Here is a 22359-nt window from a genome sequence, read left to right on the forward strand (position 1 = left end):
CTGAGACGGGATACGACTGAACCCGCCACACGGTTCGGTGTTTCCTGATTTGAGCGAGGAATCACTCAAAGTGGAGGATTCCAAGAGATGCATGAGGCAGGGGAAGGAGCCCAGAGTGGCACAACGAAACGATGCTTGCCTCGAAAGAACCAACGGTTGGCTCGTGGGGGATGAATCACCATTTGCCTCCGCTCGCTGATCCTCTAGCCTTGAAGCCGCATGAGTAATCCAACCCGCACTCCCGAGAGCATTGAAACGTCCTTTACGTCCTTTCGTCAGAAAATGCAGGCAGCCGGGCTGAGCGAGTCTGCCATCCGCGCCTTTCGCGGCAGCTACGCGGCTCTGCTGGCCGGTGAGACCGGGATGATTCCCGAGGCCACCATTGCTCCGGCAAAGGATCTGCCATGTGCCGATGCACTCATGGCACCCGATGCGGGCCGTGCTTCCGAACTGCTCAAGCAAACCGTGCTCATCAAGCTCAATGGTGGTCTCGGAACAGGCATGGGTCTGGAGAAAGCAAAGTCCCTGCTGCCGGTGCGTGGCGAAGACACGTTCCTCGATTTGATTGCACGACAGATTCTTCGACTGCGCGCGCAGACGGGCGGCGCGGTGCCGGTTTTCATGCTGATGAACAGTTTCAGCACCTCCGCAGACACAACGGCGCATCTCGCGGCGCGTTTCCCGCAATTGGGCGGCCGTGAAACGTGGGAACTCATGCAGAACAAGGTGCCCAAGGTGCTTGCCGGTTCCCTTGAACCTGCCACATGGCCGGCCAATCCAGATCAAGAATGGTGCCCGCCTGGTCATGGCGACATCTATGCATGCCTTGTTGGTTCGGGCTGGCTGGAGCGCTTGCTCGGCGGTGGTGTGCGCTATGCGTTTGTGTCGAATTCGGACAACCTCGGTGCCACGCTCGATCCGTCGATTCTCGCGTGGTTTGCGGACAGCGGCATGCCGTTTGCGATGGAGGTCACCCGCCGCACCGAGTCGGACAAGAAGGGGGGGCATCTCGCGGTGCGTCTGCGGGACGGGCGCTTCCTGCTGCGTGAATCTGCGCAATGCCCGAAGGATGACGAGAGTCATTTCCAAAACATCGATCGCCATCGCTACTTCAACACGAACAACCTGTGGATCGATCTCCAGGCACTCAAGACCGCGCTCGATGCCAATGACGGGCTCATTCCGCTGCCGCCGATCATGAACAAGAAAACGGTCGATCCACGCGATGGCAGTTCACCTCCGGTCATTCAGGTGGAGACCGCGATGGGCGCGGCCATTGAGTGCTTCCAAGGAGCGGGTGCCATCGAAGTCTCTCGCACGCGCTTCGCTCCGGTGAAGACCACCAGCGACCTGCTGGCCGTGCGCTCCGACGCCTACGAACTCACTGAGGACTTCTGTCTGCGCCTGCACCCCAGCCGCAACGGTCAGCCGCCGCATCTGCATCTCGACGCAAAGCTCTGCAAACTGGTGGATGGTCTGGAGCAGAACTTCCCGCACACGCCCAGCCTGCTGCACTGCCGCAGCCTGCTGATGCATGGTCCGGTCGAGTGCGGCACCGGCGTCATCTTCAAAGGAGACGTCGTGATTCACAACCACACGAATGCATCCGCGAAGCTGAAAGCCGGTGTGCATGAGGGGCAGATGACCGTGGACTAACTTCGCGAAGGAGGCCTGTGGCTCACACATGCTGCGATGTGGGGCAGCAGGGCCCGACCTGGCAGTTTGAAGCATCTCACGGCGACTTGTGTTGAGCCGCTGGCATCGGCCCGACCAGTGTCTTTGACCAACTGAATACAGCCGCATTTGCGGCTGGTGCGCCCGCCAGGAATCGAACCTGGATATGCGGCTTCGGAGACCACCATTCTATCCGTTGAACTACGGGCGCGTGTTTTCGGGGGCGATGCATCGCATGGGCGGCGGAAAGCGGCAAGTCGTTTTCAGGCCGATGTAATGCGCTGTGTCCACGCCCGGCTCAAAGCAACTCATGCTTCACGGTTCCGGCTTTGGCGCCGGTCTGGAACTTGTTCCAGCGGAACGGCTCGACGATCTGACCCCAGAAGGACTTCGGCATGGCAGCGTTGATGCCGATCTCAGCAGGCGGGCGGCGGCTGGCATCATCAAAATAGGTGCCGAAGATGAGATCCCACAGCATGAGGTTCTCACCGTAGTTTTTGTTCCCCTCTCGCAGATCCATGGAGTGGTGCCAGCGATGCAGGGCAGGGGTGTTGAAGATGTAGTTCAGCCAGCCGAAGCGCATCTGGATATTGGCGTGCGTCAGGAAGCCGATGTAGGCCGTGATGGCGCCGAACCAGAGCACCACATCCTTCGGCGCACCGGCCAGGACCAGGAGCGGGGCGGAGAAGATCATGCTCTTGAGCGTGTCGATGATGTGGAAGCGACCGGTGTTGAAGAACCAGAGCTTTTTGGAGCTGTGATGGACCGCGTGAAACCACCAGAGCGGCATCCATTCGTGCGCGATGCGGTGCGCCCAGTAGAGGCCGAACTCGGCGATGACCAGCCCCAGCACGACTTGGAAGAACATCGGCCAGTGATTTGGCCAGAAGCCGGTGCCTTGATCACCACCGACCACGCTGGCCAGTCCGAGCCAGGTCATCGAGACAATGAGCAACTGCACGAACGATTTCGTGAACGCCGTGTGCGCCAGATCCGGTATTTCCTGACCGTCGGAGTGAAGCCAGCGCTCCTCATGCGGATAAACGCGCTCCAGCACGAACAGCAGCGCCGCGAGGCTGAAATAGGTGAGGTTGAAAGCCAGCGGGCCATGACCGTTCGCGATGCCGATCCCGGTCGGAATCAGGGCGGCGATGAGGATCAGGGGCCAGAGCAGGTATTCAAGGAGCGTACGAAACATGGGAGCCTTTTCAAAGCAAGAAACGGGCAGATTTCCAGTGCGGATATGGTGAATGGCATCTCCTCGCTTGCGCCTCACGCACAGCCCATGCGATGCTCACTTTTCGGTTGTTCCCCGATTTTCGGGCCTCGTCTTTTCACAATCACTGCATATACAGCCTGTTTCGGTGACGATACGAAACTGACGGCTCAGAGCTTCACTGCGTGTGAAGCGCCTATGACATTCCCCCAGACATCGGTAGGTGGACGCTACGAGCTTTTTCACGTTCGTTTGCTTCTCAATCCTCTTCAGCTTCGCCGTCGAATCGAATTTCTTATCCCAAAAGCCCTTCGGGTTAGCCTCCCCTATTTTTCCAACGATCCCGACATGGGGTATGACAGAGACCCCGGATTTGTAATTAGCGCCTGTGCAGATTGTCGAGTGATAGGGCAGCATGCGTGAATGCTGATGCCCCCTTTTTGGGAAGTCAATGGCCTGATGCAGTATGTGATCGCGAAGCTCAATGAGCTGATCAGCGCCCTGTGGCGGTAGTTTTTGTTCTTGGTTCTCCGCTTGCGCTCGTTCGTGCCGCGTGTTCGATGCGCGGTCCATGAAGTCCGTCATCGCCATCTCGCCTGGAGAACTCGCCATCCTCGACACTCCGCAGCCGAAACCGGGGCCGTATCAGGCACTGGTGCGCACGGAATGCGCCTGCCTGTGCAACCGTACCGACTCCGAACTTCTCGGCGGCACGTTTCCAGGCATGGAGGACAAGTTTCCCTTCGCCCTCGGCCATGAAAGCGTCGGCATCGTTGTCGCGGTCGGCGACAAGGTGAAAAACTTCCGCGTTGGGGATCGCGCGGTCGGCGGACTCGTGTTCGATCTGCAACAGGAAGGCGTCGATTCCGGCTGGGGCGGCTTTGGCGAGTTCACGCTGGCGAATGATCACGATGCGATGGTCGCCGACGGCGTGGAGGATGAGGCGCACGGCTGGGTCGAGGTTTTCGAGATTCAAACCAGCGTCGATGCCGACATTCCGCCCGAGCAGGCCGTGCTGCTCTGCACCTGGCGCGAGGTCTTGGGCGCGTTTCGTGATTTTCACCTCCAGCCCGGCGATGACGTGCTCATCTTCGGTGCCGGTCCGGTAGGTTTGAGCTTTGTAAAGCTCGGCCGCTTGTTCGGACTCGGCTGGATCGGCATCGTCGATCGCCACGCCGACAAGCAAGCCAAGGCACTCGTCTTCGGAGCCGACGCGGCCTTTGCGCCCGGCGATGTGGAGATCGGCGAACTCGCCAGCATCCGTGGCAAGAAACTCGATGCCGTCATTGATGCCGTCGGCCATCCCGACATCGTGCAACAGGGCCTGCCGCTGCTACGCCGTGGCGGATCGCATTGCATCTACGGTGTTCTCACCCACGGCGTCCTGCACATCGACAAATCGAAGGCTGACTTTAACTTCAACCTCTTCGTCCACCAGTGGCCCACGCGGCGGTACGAAAAGGAATCGCAAACCGCGATTTGCCAGTGGATTCGCGAAGGCAAACTCACTGCCGCTGATTTCATCACTCATCGTTTCCCGCTGGAGCGTATCGCCGATGCGTTTCAGGCGGTGAAAGAACGGAAGGTGATCAAGGCGTTGTTGGAGTACACTTGAACATGAGACTGAAGAAGTCTTCATTGACTCGAACTCATGATCCTCGAGACCTTGCTTCGCTGGCTGATCTGCATGGTACAGCCATTTTATGGCTGGCGCGTGCCGGTAGCTTTGCTGCGCGGTTCCGCCCGGGGATCGGGGAAGCAAGTGACCTTGCTTGCCGCAGGGAGCAAACGATGGACGCAGTTCATCAAGCAGCATTTTTTTGCGGGAGAACCCGAGGTGGTGCGCATGGTGCGGGTGCCCGTGTGGTCCCTGCAGAAGCGGCTGAACGAATGGCAGTCTTCCGCCGATCTGACAGTCGTGGGCATTGACCGGGTTTCTGCCGGCCTGTTTCTCGAACGCGGCTGCCTCAGGGTGCCGTTTTGGATCACGTCATGGATGCAGGTTCCGGATGATTTGAAGGCGTTTGGACGCACTCACGGTCATGCGGCGGCTGATATGCAACGGGTACGGAACAACGATCTGGAGCACAGGCTGTCGCACGCGAATGAGGATCTGGATGAATTCTACGACAGGTTTTATGTCCCCTACATCAGTCATCGGCATGATGTGGGTGAATCGCTTGCCTCGCGCTGGATGATCCGGTTTCTTTTCAAACATGGGGGGCTGATGTGGGTCATCCGGGAAGATCAACGCCTGGCCGGTGGCATCACCATGGTGCAGGGAAAAAAATGTTCCATGGGACCGATCGGGCTGCGGGACGGACGGCTCGATTTGCTACGCCAAGGGGCGCTGGCTGCGATCTATGTGCATTCGATCCAACATGCCCGACAAGCAGGCTGCACGAGGCTTTTCATGGGGGGAAGCAGGCCCTCGCTGCATGACGGAGTGCTGCACTACAAAAGCAAATGGGCAGGGGGTCTCTGTGCTCATGGTGGACACCTGTCGTCCAATTTTGTCATGCTGCTGCGCTGGAACCGGCTTGACGGTCCGGTGGCGGAGTTTCTGAGCCACACGTCCCTGATTCACCATGACCACGATGGCTACTCGGCCTTGTGGGTGTTTCCCAGCGATGTGCCGCTGACGGCGGACAACCTGCGCAAACACCATCGCGACCTCAACGCCGCCGGCCTGCGCCGCTTCCGCATCCTGCTGCCCGGTGATCCGCCGCCTGATTTCGAGTGCCCGCCTGAGGTGCGTTTGATCTCGCTTGAATCCATGGCCCATGGAGGGCCTGAAATGCTTCAGACCTTCGCATGAGCGCGCATTCTGGTGAAACGTCTCCCCCGTTTGTCGTCATGAGACTCAACACCCTGCTTCGATGGCTGATGTGTTTCGTTCAGCCGGTCCTGGGCTGGCGGGTGCCGGTGGTCTTGCTGCGCGGCAAGGCGCGCGTGTCAGGCCGGTCGGTGACGCTGCTGGCCGCCGGGCGCGAACGGTGGACCGAGTTCATCCGGGAGCGTTTCTTCGCGGAGGAACCTGAGATGGTTTGTGCGGCGAAGGTTCCCGTGTGGTTCCTGCAGAAACAACTAAAGCGGTGGCAGCCTTCCGCCGACTTGATGGTGGTTGGAGTCGCCCGGATTTCAGCCTGGCTGTTTCTTGGCAAAGATTACCTCGCATCACCCCCGATGGTCTCGATGTGGATGGACGTTCCGGACGATCTGGAGGCCTATGTGCGCCGGCATCGGAGCGCGGCTGGAGACTGGCGGCGGACGCACCGGAAAAAGTATCAAAGCGTGATCTCCCGCGACGAGGCGGATTTCGATCTCTTCTACGATCAGTTTTACCGGCCCTACATCTGCGGGCGGCATGGTTCGACGGCGAAACTGTCCCCGAGGTGGCTGTTGCGCCTGGCGTTTAAGCGCGGCCAGATCCAATGGCTGCTTCTGAACGGCGAGCGTGTGGCCGGAGATTTGGTCGTGGTGACAGGGAAGACCTACACTCTGCGGGTGACGGGTTTGCTTGACGGTCGGCTGGACTTGCTGCGCCAGGGAGCCATGGCCGCTTTGTACGTGCATTCCATCGGCCATGCGAGGCAGTTCGGCTGCACGCAAATCGCCATGGGCGGTTCCCTTGCTTCGTTGCATGACGGGGTGTTTCGCTACAAGTGCAAGTGGTCCAGCGGCCTTCAGGACCATGACGGTTTTCTCTCGGCAAACCACGTCCGGCTCTTCAGTTGGAACCGGCTGGCTGGCCCGGTGGCGGAGTTTCTGAGCCACACCTCCCTCGTGCACCATGACCACGACGGCTACTCGGCCTTGTGGGCGTTTCCCAGCGATGTGCCGCTGACGGCGGACAACCTCAGGAGGGAGTATCGCGCCCTTCGGGCTAGCGGCCTGCGCCGCTTCCGCATCCTGCTGCCTGGTGATCCTCCGCCTGATTTCGACTGCCCACCTGAGGTTCGTTTGATCAACATCCAATCAGTCGCTCAAGCTGGTACCCAAGCCTTCAATGCCATGGAGTCAGATACCCCCGGCAAAGCCGGGGGTATCTGACTTGATGCGGACGGATGCAGTGCCAGAGTTGGCGTTGCCCTGCGGGGGGAGAAGTTTGAACTGAAATACACGTCAAGCACAGCATTCAGATCATGACAAAAGCACGGCACCCCTCACTCATCATCAATTTCACGCCGACAGGCATGGTGCCGACGAAGCAGATGACACCCCATGTTCCGGTTTCGCCAGCCGAGATCGTCGAGCAAGTGCACGAGGCGTATGAAATCGGCATCACCTTGGCTCATCTTCACGCCAGGCATGATGACGGCTCCCCCGCGCATGGGAAGAGCATCTATGCGCAGATTTTCGACGGAGTCCGGCGGCACTGTCCCGACCTTGTCATTTGTGCCTCCACCAGTGGGCGCTCCACGCCTGAATTCGAAAAGCGTTCGGAGGTGCTTGAACTGTCTCCAGACATGGCCTCGCTGACCATGAGTTCGCTGAATTTTGCCCGTGAGGCCAGTATGAACACTCCTGACATGATCCTGCGGCTGGCGAACAAAATGGCGCAGTTTGGCGTCATTCCTGAGCTGGAGTGTTTCGATGGCGGGATGATCAACGCGGTTAAGCACCACATCGGCAAGGGTACTTTTAAACCGCCATTTTACTTCAACCTCCTCGTGGGCAATCTCGCGACGGCACAGGATGATCTGCTGCAGGTGGGCTTGCTGATCAACGCCTTGCCATCGGGGGCGTTTTGGTCGCTCGCGGGCATTGGCAGCTCGCAATTGCGCGCCAACACGCTCGCCATCCTCGATGGTGGTGGTGTGCGCGTCGGTCTGGAGGACAATTACTGGCATGATGCGGATCGCACGCAATTGGCAACGAACAGCTCTTTGCTGAGGCGGGTTCATGAACTGGCCGCTGTTTTTGAGCGTCCCATCATGACTCCCGCTGTCTTTGGTGGTCTCGGATTTTACAACCAACTGCGCGTGCGTGAACGCGAACAAGTTCAATCAGCGCCATGAGAAAGCATCTGCTACAACTCGGGTGGCAGGTGTACCGTGATCAAGGTCTGTGGAGTTTGATCCATCATGCTATTGGCGAAATCGGTTATCGCCGTGTCTTGTTGCTGGAGCGTTCGCTTGCCGCCCCCATTCCCGTCGTCCAATCCAAGGCGTCCATGACGATCGAATGGCTCACGGATTCGGACTCGACCGATTACTTTGCCTTTCGACCCAAGACGGACCGCGAGCTCTATGCAGATCGACTGAGACAAGGGCACCGCTGTTTGCTCGCACGGGTCGAGGGGCGTCTGGCTGGGGTGATGTGGGTTCGCTCCGGGAGCGTTTGGAGTTACCAATCCAAGTACCTTCACTATGAACGGCAATTCGCGCCGAACGAAGCTTACCTCTACGACGCTTATACCGATCCGGCGTTTCGTGGCCAGGCTATCGCTCCGGCGCTGAGTTCTGAACTTTTGAATCGATTACGGAATGAGGGGTGCGAACGCGCCATTCGCGGCACTCACCCGATGAATGCGGCGGCTTTGCGCGCCCACGGCAAGGCTGGTTTTCGACCTTTTGTTGCCATCCATCAAGTTCACTTCTGGCGGTGGCATCATGTCTGGCAACGTGCGCGTTGAGTGATCTGTGTGACGAGGACATTCAGGGGGGCTGAACGCCCGGAGTTTTCAAGAAGCAAGACTTGCCGAATCCTTCGTCTCGCATCAGGGCTTCGCGAACCGGATGGTTACGCCCTGCATTTGCGAGGTGACTTTTTCCCCGCGTTCTTTGCCAAGCACGCACATGGCGGTCGCCAGTGCGTCGCTGGTGGTGCAGTCGGGGGCGATGACGGAGCAGGCGATGCGGGTGGTGAGAGCGAGACCGGTCTTGGGGGATAGAATGTGGGAGTAGCGGGTGCCTTCGATGTCGATGAATTGATACAGGTCGCCGGAAGTAGAGACGCCGCAGTTTTTGAGGCGGACGGTTGCCATGGTCTCTTCGGCGTCGGGCGTAGGTTTGGTGAAGGTGCGGAGTTTGATGTCCCAGGCGTCTGCTCCGGGCGGGGGATCGCCGATGGCGATGTCGCCACCGGCCAAAACGAGGGCGCGGGTGAGGCCGTGTTCGCGCAGGATGCGGAGTCCTTCATCGGCGGCGTAACCTTTGGCGATGCCGCCGAGGTCGAGGAGCATGCCGGGCTTCGTGAGCGTGATGGTTTGCGCCTTGGCATCGATCTGCACGGCACGCCAATCGGTGGCGGCGAGGGCTTGGGCGAGGCGGTCGGTGGGCGGGAGTTTTTTGACGCGTTTGGTGCGCCGCCAGAGCTGGGAGAGATTGCCGCAGGTGGGATCGAAGGCACCGTCGGTGAGGCGAGCGAGATCGAGGGAGCGGGAGAGGAGCCCGAGGAGCGCGGGGCTGGCCTTGAAGGGCGTGTTGGGACCGGCGTTGCAGAGCTGCATGAGCTCGCTGTTGGGTTCATAGTCGGAGAAGACGGTGTTGAGGTGGGCGATGCGCTTGAAGGCGGCAGCGGCGGCGGTTTCGGCCTGCGTTTTGGATTCCGCATGCAGGGTGATGCGGAAGGTGGTGGCCATGAGCGGCGCGGAGAAGTCGTAGCGCTTCAGCTCTTGCGCAGTGAGTGGGCAAGCAAGGATGAGAACGATAAAAACGAGCCGAAACATGGAGGTGCCGGAAGTGCGAACTGCTGATTGAACGCTGACGAGACGCTGATTTGAATCAGGCATTAGCGTCTGATCAGCGTCTTGTCAGCGGTTTAGAAGATGAACCGCAGAACAACGGCAGGTCGAAACACGATTCACCAAGCCGGTTCGGCGTGGAGCGCGGAGGCGAGATCAAGGGACGCGGTAGAAGCGGGAGGGCGAGCTGATTCCAGCGGAGCTGCGAAGTGTTGGCAGGCGCTGCGCACGGCGGGAATGGCCTCGATGTTTTGGCAGCGAACGAGAAGAACGCGGCCTTCTGGCAGGCTGTGGAGGTAGATGCAGCCGCTATCGTGCTGCTGGATGATTTCGTGGCAGTCGCCATTGCCGGAACGGCGTCCGAGTTCGGACGCGGCGGCGAGGGTGGCGTGAGCAAGAACGAGAATCGCAGTGGTAGGAGGCTCGGGTTCGCCTGCGCAGCCAAGCAAGCGGCCGGAATCGTCGGTGAGGGCGGCTTGAAGAACTCCAGGCCGGGCTGCTAACGATGACAGGTCAAAGGTCAAGAGGTGGTCAAGGCGTCAAGATGGGATCAAGCGGCCAACGCGTGAGTGGGGACTACGTCCGGAGCGTCCTCGGACGCGGTGCGGAGGCGGAACTGGTGAAGCACGGCCTGGGAGATGGCGTTGAGCGTGGCGAGCACGTTACGGCCGGTGCGGGCGTCGGATTCGAAGCTGAGGAAGGGGACGGGGCGGTTGTTGAAGAGGTATTCGAGGTATTCGACCGGAGCAGCGTTCGGCAGGTCGCGCTTGTTGTATTGCAGGACGATGGGGAGGCGGTCGAGCGAGCTGCCGTTCATGCGCAGGTTGGCTTCGAGGCTTTGGAGGGACTGCAAGTTGTCGCGCTGGCGGTCCATTTGCGAGTCGGCGACGAAGACGACGCCATCAGCCTGCCGCAGCACGAGCTGGAGCGTGGCGTTGTAAGTGACCTGACCTGGGACCGTGTAGAGATGGAAGGTGGTCTTGTAACCGGGCAAGGCGTCGGCCTCGACGGCGAGGAAATCGAAGAACAGCGTGCGATCCTGCGCGGTGGAGAGCGAGACGAGGTCACTGCAGCCCGTGGGGTCGAGCTTGGCGTGGACTTGCTGGAGATTGGAGGTCTTGCCGCTGAGCGGCGTGCCACAATAGACGATCTTGAAGCTGATGGTGTGGTCGTCGTGATTGATGCTGGGCATGGCAGAGAAAATGACGAATTTTAGAATGACGCCGCCCCAAACGGAAAGCCGATTTTAGCCGAGCAGGCGGGCGAGTTCGCGCGCGATGAGGGTGATCTTGTCCCGCAGACCGTTGGAGGGTTCAACATCGTGCAGCACGGCGACGGTGGTGCTGCCGGGGAAGCAGAAGGTCAAAAGGCGGCCGCCAGCATTGAGCGTGAAGGTTTCTGCTCCTTCGATGCCGATGAGCGGGGCAAGGCCGCGCAACTGACGGGCGATGTCGGGAGCCTGGCGCTGGAACTCGGAAGCGTCAGGCTTCGAGGTGTCGGCATGGCTGAGGACGTGCGAGCCATGCAGGCAGACGCAAGCGCTGAGACCGTGCTGGGTGGCAAGCAACTCGACGACACGCGGCGCGGCGAGGTTTTCCTCGGTGCCGAGGAGCGCTCGGAGCAGAAGCTGATCGGTCTGCGTGTCCACCGGCGAGAGGCCGAGGAAGGAGTGCTTCACGGCAGCCATTTTAGCCGGAGCCGCCGCAGGCGGGTTGGGCATGGGCGCGGGTCTGGATTCAGGTCTGGGCTGCGGTGCTGGCTCGGCAAACAACGGCGCACTGGCAGGCTGCGTGCTGAACAAGCCGCGTGACGCGGGTGCTTTGACCGGTTCAGACAAAGAGGGGATTTCATCCAAGGCTGGTGCGAAGGAGGGCGTCGGCTGGAAGGGTGCGAAAGCAGGCGCGGCAAAAGGATTGGGTGCCTGTTTGATCTCGGGCGCTGGCGAGAACGCGACGGCCGGCTGGGGTGCGGGAGACTGACCGAGCAACTGGGCGCTGTTGAAGCCCGATTCAGCCGGTGCTTTGGATGCCAGCGATCCAGTTGGCGATGCCGAGGCGGCAAACGGATCGAACGGCTTCGTGGTCGGTGCCAGGGCTGAAGGCGGTTGGGGAGCCGGCTGGCTGGCAAAGGGCGAGGGCTGGTTTCCGAAAGGTTGAAAAAACGCTCCCGCGAGCGGCTGTGACGGAGGGGAAGGAGTCGGCTCCGGTGCGGCAGGAGGGAACAAGGACTGCGATACTGGAGCCACCTGGGGCCGTGCGGGTGGTGCTGGTTCGGCTGCTACCGGTGGATTGAAGGTGAACGGCGATGCTGGGGCGGGTTGCTGAGCGGAACCAAAGGCCGAGGTGGGTGCCGGGGTTGCTGGCGGCTGGCTTTGCGCGAAGGGATTCAACGCCGCACCGAATTTCGGCGTGAACGATGAAGTCGGGGACGCCTGTGCGGGAGGCTCTGCCGCCGGGGTGGCAAAGGCAGAGAGAGGATTCGGAGGGGGCTGCTGGGGGGCGAAGGCTGGCATCGCTGACGCGGCGAAGGAAGCTGGGGGCGATGTTTCCACTCGATTGACCTGTCCGGCGGGGGGGCCGGGTTGAATGGTGAAAGCGTTGTTTGCCGGCGCGGACTGAGGTGCAGCGCCAAAGGGCGAAGGCGAAGATGCAGCGGGGGCCGAGGCCATGCTGGTGAGCGCATGGAAGACTTCGTTCTGTGGCAGCCTGACTTGGAAATCGCGCTTCGCGGTGGCGAGCGTGTTGCGGAAGCCGAGGTCGGAAACGCCGTCGATGAGCGCTCCGAGTTCCACGATGACGTTGCCGGAGGAAATCTGCTCATTCAGGGTGCTGGCCGACACGCTGGTGGTGATCCATGCCGGGACCATGACCGGATTGAAACCGAGTTCTTCGACGCTGTAACCGTTCAACACCGCCGCGAATCCCAGCTTGGCCATGCCAGCGGCCGATGAGGTGCTGCCAAACATGGGCGCGGGTGCCGCCGAGGGGGCAAACGGTTGCGCAGAAGGTGCCTGTGCAGGCGCGGCTTGGGGCTCGGCCTCCTTCATCGCAGCCGCAAAGGGCGATCCAAACGGCATCGCAGGAACTGCCGCAGGCATGGCGGCTGGGGTGGAGGCCCTTTCCTGTGATTGCGGGGTGAACAGACTGCTGATGGATGCCGGCGGTGCCGCCGGAGCAGGATTGGTGGCCGCAGGTGTAAACGGCGATGGAATGGCCGACGGAATTGCGGCGAACGGCGAAGCAGAGGCAGGTGAAGCAGGGGCTGCGGCAGAGAAGGGGGATGCAGCCTGCTGCGGCATGCTGAAGGGTGATCCGCCCGCGTTCGGGCCCAGAGAAAAGGGCGAGCCAGCCGGTTGTGGCGCTGCGTCAGCCTGCATGGTGAAAGGACTGGGAGGCGGAGTGTCCTGCTTGATCGCGAAGGGACTGGCCGCCAGTGTTTCTGATGCTGGTTTGATGGAGAACGGCGAAGGTGCCGGGGCAGGTTCAGGTGCCGCAAAGCCTGGTGATGCAGCGGCGAAGGGACTCATCGGGAACGCCTGCGCGTGCGTTGCGCCAGGTTCCGCCTGGGGCGCTATCTGGAAAGGCGATGCCGCAGGTGCGGGGGGAGATGCAGGCTGGGCAAATGAAAAAGGCGACGGTGAAGATGGCACAGGAGCAGCAGGTTCAGCCGCTCCTTGTCCTTCCCGTGCCTGCGCAATCAGTCCTGGAAGCTTGGCTGCGGGCAGCGGCACGAGACGTGGATCCTGGGGAGAGATGGGCACCTGAAACAGCGCCGGACAAACGCGATACAACTCAAACACCGGCAGCGCCGCCTGGCCGCTGCGCAGGGCATTCTCCAGAAGCATCGGTGGCAGGGACAGGGGTTGTTCCAGAGGCAGGGCTCCTGCGCGCACGACTTCGGGAGGAAGCTGGTTGATCACATCCCCCACGGTGAGCGGTGCATTCGTGGGCGTTGCTCCAGCGATGCTGAAAGGCGACATGCCCATCGCCGAATTGATCGGCGGTGCGGCAATCGGCTCGTTGCCTGCCGTTTTGAAAAGTGGATTGCCGCCGATTTGAAACGGGGATGCCCCGGTTGGAGGCTGCAGGGTGGAGGGTGCTTGCATGGATGAGTGACTGGGAGGCAGCGTGCCAGCCATGGCGGGATGAGCCCTCGCGAAGTGTTGCGGTGCGCTTTGCCCCGGTTCGTCAGAACCGGCACCACGCTGGAACAAACTTCGGAACGAAAAACTCATCGGTGGATGGAGCAGCCCGACTCAGCAAAGTAGCAAGTCTGCGTTGAAATTCTAGTTATTATAAACAAATACCCCGGCATTTTTGCGTTAACATTAATTAACCGAGCTTAAGTACTGCTGTCTTACAGTTCAAGATTTTTTCATCTGTTTTTCTTGGCCTGAATGATTGTTCATCAACTTCGGAAGACGGTCTTTGATTTGGTGTGTTGCGACAAGGATGGGATCACTTCAAGTGTGCTGCTGAAATCATGCCAACAGGGTTTCATGAACGAATTTCGCGAGCCTTGAATTTTCTCTTGCGCAATCACGCATTGAACGCACTATCCCCGCCCGCTCAACCCGAGCAAAAAGACCCCTTCGTCTAGCGGTTAGGACACATCCCTTTCACGGATGCGACACGAGTTCGATTCTCGTAGGGGTCGCCACCTTTACTAGGTGGTGACCGAGGAAAATGAAGCTGTGCTGGACACAGCAAACACATCCGCTAGGCATCAACACATGTCTCAAACAGGCGGCAAACTTTTCATCACAGGTCATCAAGGTCTCGTCGGACGCGCATTGATGCGCCATTACGCGAACAAACCCGAGTGGCAGATCATCACACGCACACGGGCTGAACTCGATCTGCGGGATCAACATGCCACGGATGCTTTCTTCGCTGCCGAAAAGCCTGATCAGGTCATCCTCGCCGCTGCAACCGTCGGCGGCATCAAGGCCAGCTACACGCACCCGGTCGATTTCCTCCTGAACAACCTGCAGATTCAAAACAGCGTCCTTTCTGCGGCACATCGTTACGACACGAAGAAGCTCCTTTTCCTCGGCAGCACCTGCATCTATCCCAAAGTGGTCGAGATGCCCATTCGTGAGGACAGCCTGCTCACCGGGCCGATGGAAAGCACCAACGAGCCCTACGGCGTCGCGAAGATCGCCGGCATCAAGCTCTGCCAGGGTTACCGCCATCAACATGGCCGTGATTTCATCTGCGGCATGCCGGCCAACCTCTACGGCCCTTTCGACAACTTCGATCCCGAGCACTCGCATGTGCTGCCTTCGCTGATTCGTCGTTTTCACGAGGCCAAACTGCACAACACGCCCACGGTCACGCTGTGGGGCAGTGGCAATCCGAAGCGCGAATTTCTTTTCGTCGATGATCTGGCCTCCGCCTGCGCCTTCCTGCTCGAAAACTACAGCAGCGCTGACATCATCAACATCGGCTGCGGCTGGGAGATCAGCATTCGCGAAGCGGCGGAGATCATCCGCGACATCATCGGCTATCAGGGTGAAATCCTCTGGGACACCACTCAGCCGGACGGCAATCCGCGCCGCCTGCTCGACATTAGCCGCATGGAGAAGCTCGGCTGGCAGGCGAAGACTGATTTTCGTGAAGGTGTCGCCACTACATACCAGTGGTTCCTCGACAATCGCGCCACCGCCCGGACTTGAAGACACGAACTCCGGCTGGACACGCCAGCGCATCAATGCCAATTGACCGCATGGCAATTCAGGCCTTCCGCCCCGTCCTCATCACCCGCAACACCTGCCGCATCTGTGGCTCACGCAGCCTCACGCCCGTCGTCAGCCTTGGCGACCAGTTCATCGGCGGAGTCCTTGCCAGCGCCGACGGTAGTGCGCTGATCAAACGCAAAGTCCCGCTCGATCTCGTGCGCTGCGATCCCTCGGTCGATGAAAACGCCTGCGGCCTCGTGCAGATGCGCCACTCCGTGCCGCCGAAGGTGCTCTACCACCGCTACTACTACGAGTCCGGCATCAATCAGTCGATGATCGACAACCTCACCGGCATCACCCAGCTCGTGGAGCAGACGGTCACACTCAAGGCCAAGGACATCGTCCTCGACATCGGTTGCAACGACGGCACGCTTCTCTCCAGCTACCAAACGCAGGGCCTTCGCCACATCGGCATCGATCCTTCCGACGTGGCGCTCAAAGCCCGCGCCAAAGGCTTCGAGGTTGTGAACGACTTCTTCACCTCCCGTGCCTTCAAGAGCGTTCACGCCACGGAAAAAGCGCGCGTCGTCACCAGCATCTCCATGTTCTACGATCTGGAGAATCCGCACGCCTTCGTGCAGGACATCGCCGATGTGCTCGCCGCCGACGGCATCTGGATTCTCGAGCAGAGCTACCTGCCTGCGATGCTCGACATCAACAGCTTCGACACCATCTGCCACGAGCACTTGGAATACTACTCGCTCGCCGTGCTGGAACGCCTCTTTGGCGATCACGGCCTCGAAGTCATCGACGTGCATCTCAACGACGTGAACGGCGGCAGCTTCCGCCTTGTCGTCGCCAACGCCGGCCAGGTCAAACCATCCGCTGAAGCCGCCGTACGCGTCCAGGATCTCCGCATCCGTGAGTTTGAAATGGCCATCGACAGCGACGCGCCTTACGCCGTCTTCCGCGAGAATATCGAGCGCATCCGCACCGATCTCACCGCCTTCCTCAAGAAGGCCAAAGCCGAAGGCAAAGTCGTCCACGGCTACGGCGCTTCCACCAAGGGCAGCACCACGCTGCAGTTCTGCAACGTCACGTCCGATCTCGTATCCGCCATCGCGGATCGCAATCCCATCAAATGGGGCAGCTACACCATCGGCACGCAGATCAAGATCATCTCCGAAGACGAATCCCGCGCTGCCAAGCCCGACTACTACCTCGTGCTCCCCTGGCACTTCATGCCCGAGTTCCTCAAGCGCGAAAAAGACTTCCTCGCTCGCGGTGGCAAATTCGTCGTCCCGATGCCGCAGGTTCATCTCGTCGGTTGAATCGAATCCCGCGCTTGCGCGTCTAGGTCACTCCCATGGACGACAAGCCCGAGCCAATGACGAACCGCAGCGCGCTGCGTCGCTTGCTCACGTTCGCACGCGGCCACTGGCGCATCGCCGCGCTGCAATTCGCCCTCGCCGTCGCCGGCACCTCGCTCATCTTCGTCTTTCCCGGCGTCGTGCGCTGGTTCATGGATGAAATCATCCCGCAGAAGCGCACAGATCTCATCTGGCAGGCCGGCGGTCTCGCCATTTTCGCCTTCACCGTGCGCGAAGGCCTCTACTACTTCCGCACCCGCGTGAACTGCACCTTCGAGCAGTGCATGATCACCGACCTGCGCGGCCAGCTTCATCGCAAGGTCGAGCTTCTCCCGCTGCGCTGGTTCGATCATCAAAGCACCGGCGACATCCTCACCAAACTCGCCGACGACGTGCCCGCCACCCAGCGCGTCATCCTCGAAGGCATCGAGCAGGGCCTCACCGCCGTGCTGCAAATCCTCATCACTGCCGTTGTCATGCTCATCGCGGACACGAAGCTCGCCTTGATTGTTCTCGCGCCCACGCCGCTCATCGCCGCCGGTGGCTGGATATACTCCCGCTGGGTTTCACCACGCGCCACCGCCGCGCGTGAAGCGACCAGCATGCTCAATGCCACGCTGCACGACACCCTCACCGGCATCCGCCAGATCAAGAGCTTCACCGCCGAGGAGATGCGGCAGTGGAAATTCCTCGCCGCCAGCGAGCGCCTCAAAGAGAAGCAAACACGTCTCATGGCCGCCTGGGCCTTCTACGCGCCGTCCATGACTCTGCTGGGCAATCTCGGCCTCGTGCTGCTCCTCATGGCCGGTTCGTGGTGGTGCGTGCAGGGCAGCATGACCACTGGCGAGTTGATGCAGTTCATCCTGCTCGTCGGTTTCCTCTACGAACCCATTGCCCGCCTCCACGGCGTCAATCAAACGCTCCTCAACGGCCTCGCTGCCGCCAAGCGCGTCTTCGCCATCCTCGACGATGAAACCGAGGAAGACCTCGATTCCGGCCAGACGCTTCAAAACATCCGTGGCGAAGTCGGATTCCACTCCGTCTCCTTCGCCTACCGCGAGGACAAACCCGTGCTGCACAACATCACGCTCGCCGCGCAGCGTCATCAAACCATCGCCATCGTCGGCGCGACCGGTTCCGGCAAAAGCACGCTCTTCCAGCTCCTCACCCGCTTCTACGACCCGCAAAGCGGCAGCATCACGCTCGATGGCATCCCGCTCAGCGACCTCAGCAAGCGTTCCCTGCGCCAATCGCTCGCCTACGTCACGCAGGAATCATTCCTCTTCGCCGGAACCGTGCGCGACAATCTCCTCCTCGGCAAACCCGCCGCCACCGACGACGAACTCTGGGTCGCGCTTAGCGATGCCTGCGCCGAAGACTTCATTCGCCGCCTCCCCGAAGGCCTCGACGCCGAGGTCGGCGAACGTGGTGTCCTCTTGAGCGGCGGCGAGCGTCAGCGCCTCGCTCTCGCCCGTGCCTTCCTCAAAAACGCCCCCATCCTGCTGCTCGATGAAGCCACTTCGTCCGTCGATGTGAAGTCAGAGCATCTCATTCAAGAGGCGCTCGCCAAACTCCGCGCCAACCGCACCAGCCTCATCATCGCCCACCGCCTCAGTACCATCATCGAGGCCAATGTCATCTACGTCCTCCATCAAGGCCGCATCCTCGCCCACGGCACCCACGCCGAGCTCCTCCAATCCTCCGCCTACTACCGCGAACTCACCGCCCTCGCCTTCACCCCAGGAGAGGGATCATCCTGATCCCTCAAGGCGGGGCCAAGATGGCCCCGCTCCTTCAGACTGATTCTCGGCGAGTCCCAAAAAACAAAGGGAGGCAGGCAGCGATCAGCATGGAGTGATAAAACGAGGCGAACGACGCCTGTCGATGGCTAGGTCTCATGCGCCATGCCATAAAAGGCCCTGGCCTCGGCACGCCCGAGTGCGCGGAAAACGCCGGCCGAGACGCTGGCGAACACCAGCGTCACACCGGCCGCATAGATCCGCCCCCACCACGGAATGGGACCGTCGTTGCCCCGCAACGGAACGAACGGTATCACCAGCAGATAAACGACGAACCACAAGGTGGCCAGGGCCGTCATGCCGCGTGCCACCCACCATGCCCAGCGTTGAGCCAGCACCTGACCGTAAAACAGCACCAGCGCTGGCAGGAAGAGCACCGTCGTCCAATAGAAAGCTCTGCCGCCCGCGCGAACCAGGCCGTCGCTCTGTTCCAACGCACAAAACGCCAGGAACAAACCGTTGCCGATGATGGCCGCCCGCACCGGCGCGGGGATCAAATCGAAGCGCAGTCGGCGCAACCTGCCCCAGAGGGCGACAATCCCGCTCAGGATGAGAACAACCCCGATGACCACAACCGCGCCGCCTTGCCGATCCAAGGTGCCACGGCCCACCCACACCACGATGGCAGGCACTAGCCACGCGCCCCCCAACGATGCCGCCAAGAGACCAGTGACTGGAAGCAGACGACTCATGAGGAATTTAATAGATGGCTAGGCCGTTTGTGTGGTGATGTGGTCAATGAATACCTCAAACTGAGTCTCTCCATTCTTGGCTGCGATACCCCAAGGACGATTGATGTCGATAAGGCAGCGCTTGCGGCCATCCTTATCAGTCCACTCTTGAAGAATCTCGCAAGCGATCACGCCAGGCTGCGGATAACTACTCTGTGCATCCAAATCTGCGGCAGTGAAGATTGGAAGCTTGTCGACGAACGACCACTGCCGACCGGAGGCGTCGCTCATGACGCACTCAACAATGTTGGGCTGATATTCTTCCACCAATCGAACGATTTGAACAGGGATGGTGTGCATAGCGGCCGAACTATTAGACGCTAAACCCATCTGTCGAGGGCGTGTTCAGCACCTCATGGAAGAGTGTTCACAAATCGTTCCTTGGAACTGCGGCGAGCACCGCTCGAATCCACGCGCTCTTGGCTGCATCCACCACGCTCTTGCCGCTGCCGTTCTTGAGTTCGGAGCTGATGCCAGCGGCAAGGAACGCCTTGATGATCTCCCGCTGTGCTTCGATGGCCGCTGCCGCACCCGATCCGCCACGCCCGGTGTTTTGCACGGCGAGGTGAAACGGCGTGTTGCCGGATAGGTTCTCCCGCGTCGGATCACTGCCAGCTTGCAGAAGGCACCGCACCGCCGCCGCAGAGCGCGTGCGGACCGCGCGGTGAAGCGGAGTCGCGCCGTTCTTGTCCTGCGCGTGCAGATCGGCCCCGGCATCGAGCAGGCAGCGGATCGTCTCCACCTGCCTGTAGGCATCCCACGCGGGACCGGTGATGAAACCGTTCGCCGCATAGTGCAGCGGGCTGCTGCGGCGATGATTGGCCGCCGCGTTGGGATTGGCACCGGCTTTCAGCAACAGTCGAATGATCTCGACGCGATAACCCGCTGCGGCCAGATGCAGCGCCGTGTCGCCGACGTAGATCCAATGGAAGATCTTCGCCTGGTGCAGCTTCGGTTCCTGAATCAGGCGTGTGACAAGCCCGCCATCCGCCTTGAGCAGTGCTTGGACGGCCTTGCGGTCGTCATCCACGATGGCTGTCAGCAGAGGATTCATTCAGCGTGGATGAGCCGGGTGGCGGTTGATCTTCCCGCCTAACGTTCGCGTGCTCAGGGGGCGAAAAGTTTTTGGTGGAGGGGCAATTCAACTTTCCATCGAGATATCGTTGACGCTCCCATCTTCACTGAAGCGGACACTGATGACGTAATTGGTGATCTCGTCAGGAAGCGTAAAGTCGAAGGTGTCGATTCCGTTTTCGTCTTCATCTCCCCAGTGTGAGCGAAGCACAAGCATATCCAGCACTCGCGTGGGTTCAGGTGAGGCAGCTTGAAGATGCTTTAGCCAGTAGGAAGCATCGAGTTCTTCGAGGTGATGTGACACGAACATGGTTGCGCCGAACTCATCTTCTTCGGTGCCGTAGGCAGTCTTAATGGCGGCAAGCGCAGTTTCTCGACGTTTTTCGATTTCGGAGGTATTCGGGGACATGATGAAGCTCACATTATTGGTTGAACCATTGGATGGAAAGCCAATCTGTCGAGCGCCTGTTCAGCACTATGAGCTTCAACTTCGAACCAGGAGAGGGATCATTCCATTCTCCGTAGCACGACTGCGAAGGATGAACCTGATCCCTCAACCCGGACTGTCCTCATGCCAATGCCTCGGTGCGACTCCTGGGCTCCAGCAAATCCCAGAGGTTGCCATACAGATCTTGGAACACTGCGACCGTGCCATACGGCTCGTGCTTCGGCTCGCGCACAAAGACAATCCCTTGCGCCTGGTAGCGCTCGTAGTCGCGCCAGAAGTTGTCCGTGTAGAGAAACAGGAAGACCCGGCCGCCCGTTTGCGCACCGATATGCGCCGCCTGCTCGGGAGTGGAGGCCCGTGCCAGCAGCAGCCGCGACTCCATCGCACCTGGCGGGGCGATGACCACCCAACGCTTCGCTTGCTCCGGCACGGGCGAATCTTCCACCAGCAGGAAGCTCAGCTTGCCGATAAAGAAGTCGAGTGCCTCATCGTAGTCGCGCACGACCAGTGACACCAAACCCAGAGATTGTTTGATCGGTGACATGGGGGAATCAGCTCGAAGCGTGGATGTCATCACCTTGTGTCTCCTGTCACGCTGTCGAAAACCATCTCGACAGTGCGCTGCTGAATCGCACGGTCAGGAGAATCCAAGCCCGCATAGAAACTCTCGACTTGAGATGCTGTCGCGCTCTCCAAAAACTGCCGCTGCCATTCGGGACGAATCTGCCAGACGGGATGCTGACGACCGCAACCGCGTGCATACGAAATGGGATAGCAGGTAATGATTGTGCCGCACCAACCCCACTCATGAGCGTGCATTGGCTGGCGCAGAGCGAACCAGCGCGAATAGTCTGTCTCCTCGACTCTCACGGACTCGCGGCCAAAGAATGTTGCGACGTGCTGAATCGCGCGGCAACGAACGCAAGTGTAACTCGTCGTGGAGCGATAGCCGTGCGCGAACGCATACCAGGCGGGAACTGCTGCGGCAGCCAGCACAACCAAGAGAATGGAGATGCGCTTTCTCATGTGGCCTAACTATTCAATGAGAAACACCTCTGTCGAGCACCAACAAAAAACGCCTGACCGCTTTCACGATCAGGCGTTGTCTTGAATCAATCGGGCAGCGGAACTCAGTTCGCACGGCCGAGGTAGGTGCCGTCTTCGGTTTTGACGCTGATCTTGTCGCTACGGGATGATATCTTCGAGGGTGATGCTGAGATTGGGAAAAGCCTTTGTGATGGCATCTCTCAAGGCGCGCCCCTCTTGCTTCGCCCCGAGGGTCGAACGAATGACAATGCAGGCGACTTTGCCCTCGTGGTATCGAACAAGGCAGTGGAGAACCGGCCCGTCATCGCGTCCGAGAACCAGATGGGACACAGACTCAGGAAACCCGGTGGTAACGTGCGGGCCAGTCTTTGGCCACGAAAGCGAGGATCGTAATTGGTGGATGAACGGGAGAGGGACCGCTTCAGGGCCTTTGGTGGATTCCTCCAGCACACGCAATCCTGAAGTCTCGATGATCGATGGCAAACGTCGCTCAAAAAGCTCCCAATCGGTGGCTGGCCCCCCAGAAAGCACGTCCACAAACAAGTACAGCACGAGCATCAGAACGAAGCCAATGGTGATGAGGCGTTTTGCAGTCATGGATGTGGGCAGTGAACGACCGGGGAAAATCAATT

21 protein-coding genes and 2 tRNA genes are annotated in these 22359 nt (G+C 60.1%); 10 read left to right on the forward strand and 13 right to left on the reverse strand.

All coding sequences use genetic code 11. From position 1 onward, the window contains the following. Window positions 1–219 precede the first annotated feature (219 nt). A complete protein-coding gene (locus U1A53_RS24760) occupies window positions 220–1656 on the forward strand; it encodes a UTP--glucose-1-phosphate uridylyltransferase (RefSeq protein ID WP_322284568.1) in 1437 nt (478 codons plus the stop codon). Between the two features lie 154 nt (window positions 1657–1810). Here the strand turns inward: U1A53_RS24760 and U1A53_RS24765 are convergent. Both U1A53_RS24765 and U1A53_RS24770 read right to left on the reverse strand, forming a co-directional pair. Beyond that, a tRNA-Arg gene (locus U1A53_RS24765) sits at window positions 1811–1885 on the reverse strand. Between the two features lie 87 nt (window positions 1886–1972). Then, entirely contained in the window at window positions 1973–2872 is a 900-nt protein-coding gene (locus U1A53_RS24770) for a sterol desaturase family protein (RefSeq protein ID WP_322284569.1), read from the reverse strand. A 589-nt stretch (window positions 2873–3461) separates the two neighbouring features. On the opposite strand from U1A53_RS24770, the gene U1A53_RS24775 reads away from it, so the two are divergent. The 5 genes from U1A53_RS24775 (at window position 3462) to U1A53_RS24795 (ending at window position 8528) form a co-directional block, all read left to right on the forward strand. Then, a complete protein-coding gene (locus tag U1A53_RS24775; RefSeq protein ID WP_322284570.1) occupies window positions 3462–4505 on the forward strand; it encodes a zinc-binding dehydrogenase in 1044 nt (347 codons plus the stop codon). Window positions 4506–4541: 36 nt separating this feature from the next. Further along, the gene (locus U1A53_RS24780; protein WP_322284571.1) at window positions 4542–5708 is read left to right on the forward strand and encodes a hypothetical protein; all 1167 of its coding nucleotides are present in this window, start codon (window positions 4542–4544) and stop codon (window positions 5706–5708) included. 38 nt (window positions 5709–5746) lie between these two features. Continuing rightward, the gene (locus U1A53_RS24785) at window positions 5747–6943 is read left to right on the forward strand and encodes a GNAT family N-acetyltransferase (protein WP_322284572.1); all 1197 of its coding nucleotides are present in this window, start codon (window positions 5747–5749) and stop codon (window positions 6941–6943) included. A 92-nt stretch (window positions 6944–7035) separates the two neighbouring features. Next, on the forward strand, window positions 7036–7911 hold the full coding sequence (locus tag U1A53_RS24790) for a 3-keto-5-aminohexanoate cleavage protein (protein ID WP_322284573.1): 876 nt from the start codon (window positions 7036–7038) through the stop codon (window positions 7909–7911). Beyond that, a complete protein-coding gene (locus U1A53_RS24795) occupies window positions 7908–8528 on the forward strand; it encodes an N-acetyltransferase (protein WP_322284574.1) in 621 nt (206 codons plus the stop codon). The genes U1A53_RS24790 and U1A53_RS24795 overlap by 4 nt, the downstream gene beginning before the upstream one ends. Window positions 8529–8612: 84 nt before the next feature. Here the strand turns inward: U1A53_RS24795 and U1A53_RS24800 are convergent, their stop codons facing one another. From U1A53_RS24800 to U1A53_RS24815, 4 genes are all read right to left on the reverse strand, one after another. Next, window positions 8613–9563, reverse strand: a complete 951-nt coding sequence (locus U1A53_RS24800; RefSeq protein WP_322284575.1) for an FAD:protein FMN transferase — start codon at window positions 9561–9563, stop codon at window positions 8613–8615. Window positions 9564–9697: 134 nt separating this feature from the next. Continuing rightward, complete coding sequence (locus U1A53_RS24805; protein WP_322284576.1) at window positions 9698–10102, reverse strand: roadblock/LC7 domain-containing protein; 405 nt, start codon at window positions 10100–10102, stop codon at window positions 9698–9700. A 26-nt stretch (window positions 10103–10128) separates the two neighbouring features. After that, a complete protein-coding gene (locus tag U1A53_RS24810; protein WP_322284577.1) occupies window positions 10129–10770 on the reverse strand; it encodes a GTPase domain-containing protein in 642 nt (213 codons plus the stop codon). A gap of 54 nt (window positions 10771–10824) precedes the next feature. Continuing rightward, the gene (locus U1A53_RS24815; RefSeq protein ID WP_322284578.1) at window positions 10825–13683 is read right to left on the reverse strand and encodes a hypothetical protein; all 2859 of its coding nucleotides are present in this window, start codon (window positions 13681–13683) and stop codon (window positions 10825–10827) included. A gap of 479 nt (window positions 13684–14162) precedes the next feature. On the opposite strand from U1A53_RS24815, the gene U1A53_RS24820 reads away from it, so the two are divergent. The 4 genes from U1A53_RS24820 (at window position 14163) to U1A53_RS24835 (ending at window position 18388) form a co-directional block, all read left to right on the forward strand. Then, a tRNA-Glu gene (locus tag U1A53_RS24820) sits at window positions 14163–14237 on the forward strand. A 73-nt stretch (window positions 14238–14310) separates the two neighbouring features. After that, window positions 14311–15255, forward strand: coding sequence for a GDP-L-fucose synthase (locus tag U1A53_RS24825; protein WP_322284579.1), 945 nt, complete (start codon window positions 14311–14313; stop codon window positions 15253–15255). Between the two features lie 50 nt (window positions 15256–15305). Further along, on the forward strand, window positions 15306–16589 hold the full coding sequence (locus U1A53_RS24830; RefSeq protein ID WP_322284580.1) for a class I SAM-dependent methyltransferase: 1284 nt from the start codon (window positions 15306–15308) through the stop codon (window positions 16587–16589). A gap of 35 nt (window positions 16590–16624) precedes the next feature. Next, complete coding sequence (locus U1A53_RS24835) at window positions 16625–18388, forward strand: ABC transporter ATP-binding protein (RefSeq protein ID WP_322284581.1); 1764 nt, start codon at window positions 16625–16627, stop codon at window positions 18386–18388. Between the two features lie 128 nt (window positions 18389–18516). Here the strand turns inward: U1A53_RS24835 and U1A53_RS24840 are convergent, their stop codons facing one another. From U1A53_RS24840 to U1A53_RS24870, 7 genes are all read right to left on the reverse strand, one after another. Then, window positions 18517–19119 (reverse strand): hypothetical protein, encoded by a 603-nt coding sequence (locus U1A53_RS24840; protein ID WP_322284582.1) that lies wholly within the window; start codon window positions 19117–19119, stop codon window positions 18517–18519. An 18-nt stretch (window positions 19120–19137) separates the two neighbouring features. Beyond that, window positions 19138–19458, reverse strand: coding sequence for a hypothetical protein (locus U1A53_RS24845; RefSeq protein ID WP_322284583.1), 321 nt, complete (start codon window positions 19456–19458; stop codon window positions 19138–19140). Window positions 19459–19525: 67 nt separating this feature from the next. Further along, complete coding sequence (locus tag U1A53_RS24850; RefSeq protein ID WP_322284584.1) at window positions 19526–20212, reverse strand: ankyrin repeat domain-containing protein; 687 nt, start codon at window positions 20210–20212, stop codon at window positions 19526–19528. An 87-nt stretch (window positions 20213–20299) separates the two neighbouring features. Then, window positions 20300–20641: a DUF2004 domain-containing protein gene (locus tag U1A53_RS24855; protein WP_322284585.1), complete on the reverse strand. Its 342-nt coding sequence runs from the start codon at window positions 20639–20641 to the stop codon at window positions 20300–20302. A gap of 160 nt (window positions 20642–20801) precedes the next feature. Further along, window positions 20802–21215 (reverse strand): VOC family protein, encoded by a 414-nt coding sequence (locus tag U1A53_RS24860; protein ID WP_345786510.1) that lies wholly within the window; start codon window positions 21213–21215, stop codon window positions 20802–20804. A gap of 38 nt (window positions 21216–21253) precedes the next feature. Beyond that, window positions 21254–21706: a hypothetical protein gene (locus tag U1A53_RS24865; RefSeq protein ID WP_322284587.1), complete on the reverse strand. Its 453-nt coding sequence runs from the start codon at window positions 21704–21706 to the stop codon at window positions 21254–21256. Between the two features lie 159 nt (window positions 21707–21865). Further along, entirely contained in the window at window positions 21866–22324 is a 459-nt protein-coding gene (locus U1A53_RS24870) for a hypothetical protein (RefSeq protein ID WP_322284588.1), read from the reverse strand. Between the last annotated feature and the right edge of the window lie 35 nt (window positions 22325–22359).

The sequence above is a fragment of the Prosthecobacter sp. genome (genome assembly GCF_034366625.1).
GTDB lineage: Bacteria > Verrucomicrobiota > Verrucomicrobiia > Verrucomicrobiales > Verrucomicrobiaceae > Prosthecobacter.

Bases quoted from the DNA above. Each gene is read 5' to 3' on its own strand.
- U1A53_RS24760 (WP_322284568.1), top strand. From the start codon at position 220: ATGAGTAATCCAACCCGCACTCCCGAGAGCATTGAAACGTCCTTTACG.
- U1A53_RS24830 (WP_322284580.1), top strand. From the start codon at position 15,306: ATGGCAATTCAGGCCTTCCGCCCCGTCCTCATCACCCGCAACACCTGC.
- U1A53_RS24815 (WP_322284578.1), bottom strand. From the start codon at position 13,683: ATGCAAGCACCCTCCACCCTGCAGCCTCCAACCGGGGCATCCCCGTTT.
- U1A53_RS24780 (WP_322284571.1), top strand. From the start codon at position 4,542: ATGATCCTCGAGACCTTGCTTCGCTGGCTGATCTGCATGGTACAGCCA.
- U1A53_RS24775 (WP_322284570.1), top strand. From the start codon at position 3,462: ATGAAGTCCGTCATCGCCATCTCGCCTGGAGAACTCGCCATCCTCGAC.
- U1A53_RS24835 (WP_322284581.1), top strand. From the start codon at position 16,625: ATGGACGACAAGCCCGAGCCAATGACGAACCGCAGCGCGCTGCGTCGC.
- U1A53_RS24865 (WP_322284587.1), bottom strand. From the start codon at position 21,706: ATGAGAAAGCGCATCTCCATTCTCTTGGTTGTGCTGGCTGCCGCAGCA.
- U1A53_RS24790 (WP_322284573.1), top strand. From the start codon at position 7,036: ATGACAAAAGCACGGCACCCCTCACTCATCATCAATTTCACGCCGACA.
- U1A53_RS24825 (WP_322284579.1), top strand. From the start codon at position 14,311: ATGTCTCAAACAGGCGGCAAACTTTTCATCACAGGTCATCAAGGTCTC.
- U1A53_RS24855 (WP_322284585.1), bottom strand. From the start codon at position 20,641: ATGTCCCCGAATACCTCCGAAATCGAAAAACGTCGAGAAACTGCGCTT.
- U1A53_RS24770 (WP_322284569.1), bottom strand. From the start codon at position 2,872: ATGTTTCGTACGCTCCTTGAATACCTGCTCTGGCCCCTGATCCTCATC.
- U1A53_RS24785 (WP_322284572.1), top strand. From the start codon at position 5,747: ATGAGACTCAACACCCTGCTTCGATGGCTGATGTGTTTCGTTCAGCCG.
- U1A53_RS24870 (WP_322284588.1), bottom strand. From the start codon at position 22,324: ATGACTGCAAAACGCCTCATCACCATTGGCTTCGTTCTGATGCTCGTG.
- U1A53_RS24800 (WP_322284575.1), bottom strand. From the start codon at position 9,563: ATGTTTCGGCTCGTTTTTATCGTTCTCATCCTTGCTTGCCCACTCACT.
- U1A53_RS24845 (WP_322284583.1), bottom strand. From the start codon at position 19,458: ATGCACACCATCCCTGTTCAAATCGTTCGATTGGTGGAAGAATATCAG.
- U1A53_RS24840 (WP_322284582.1), bottom strand. From the start codon at position 19,119: ATGAGTCGTCTGCTTCCAGTCACTGGTCTCTTGGCGGCATCGTTGGGG.
- U1A53_RS24810 (WP_322284577.1), bottom strand. From the start codon at position 10,770: ATGCCCAGCATCAATCACGACGACCACACCATCAGCTTCAAGATCGTC.
- U1A53_RS24795 (WP_322284574.1), top strand. From the start codon at position 7,908: ATGAGAAAGCATCTGCTACAACTCGGGTGGCAGGTGTACCGTGATCAA.
- U1A53_RS24850 (WP_322284584.1), bottom strand. From the start codon at position 20,212: ATGAATCCTCTGCTGACAGCCATCGTGGATGACGACCGCAAGGCCGTC.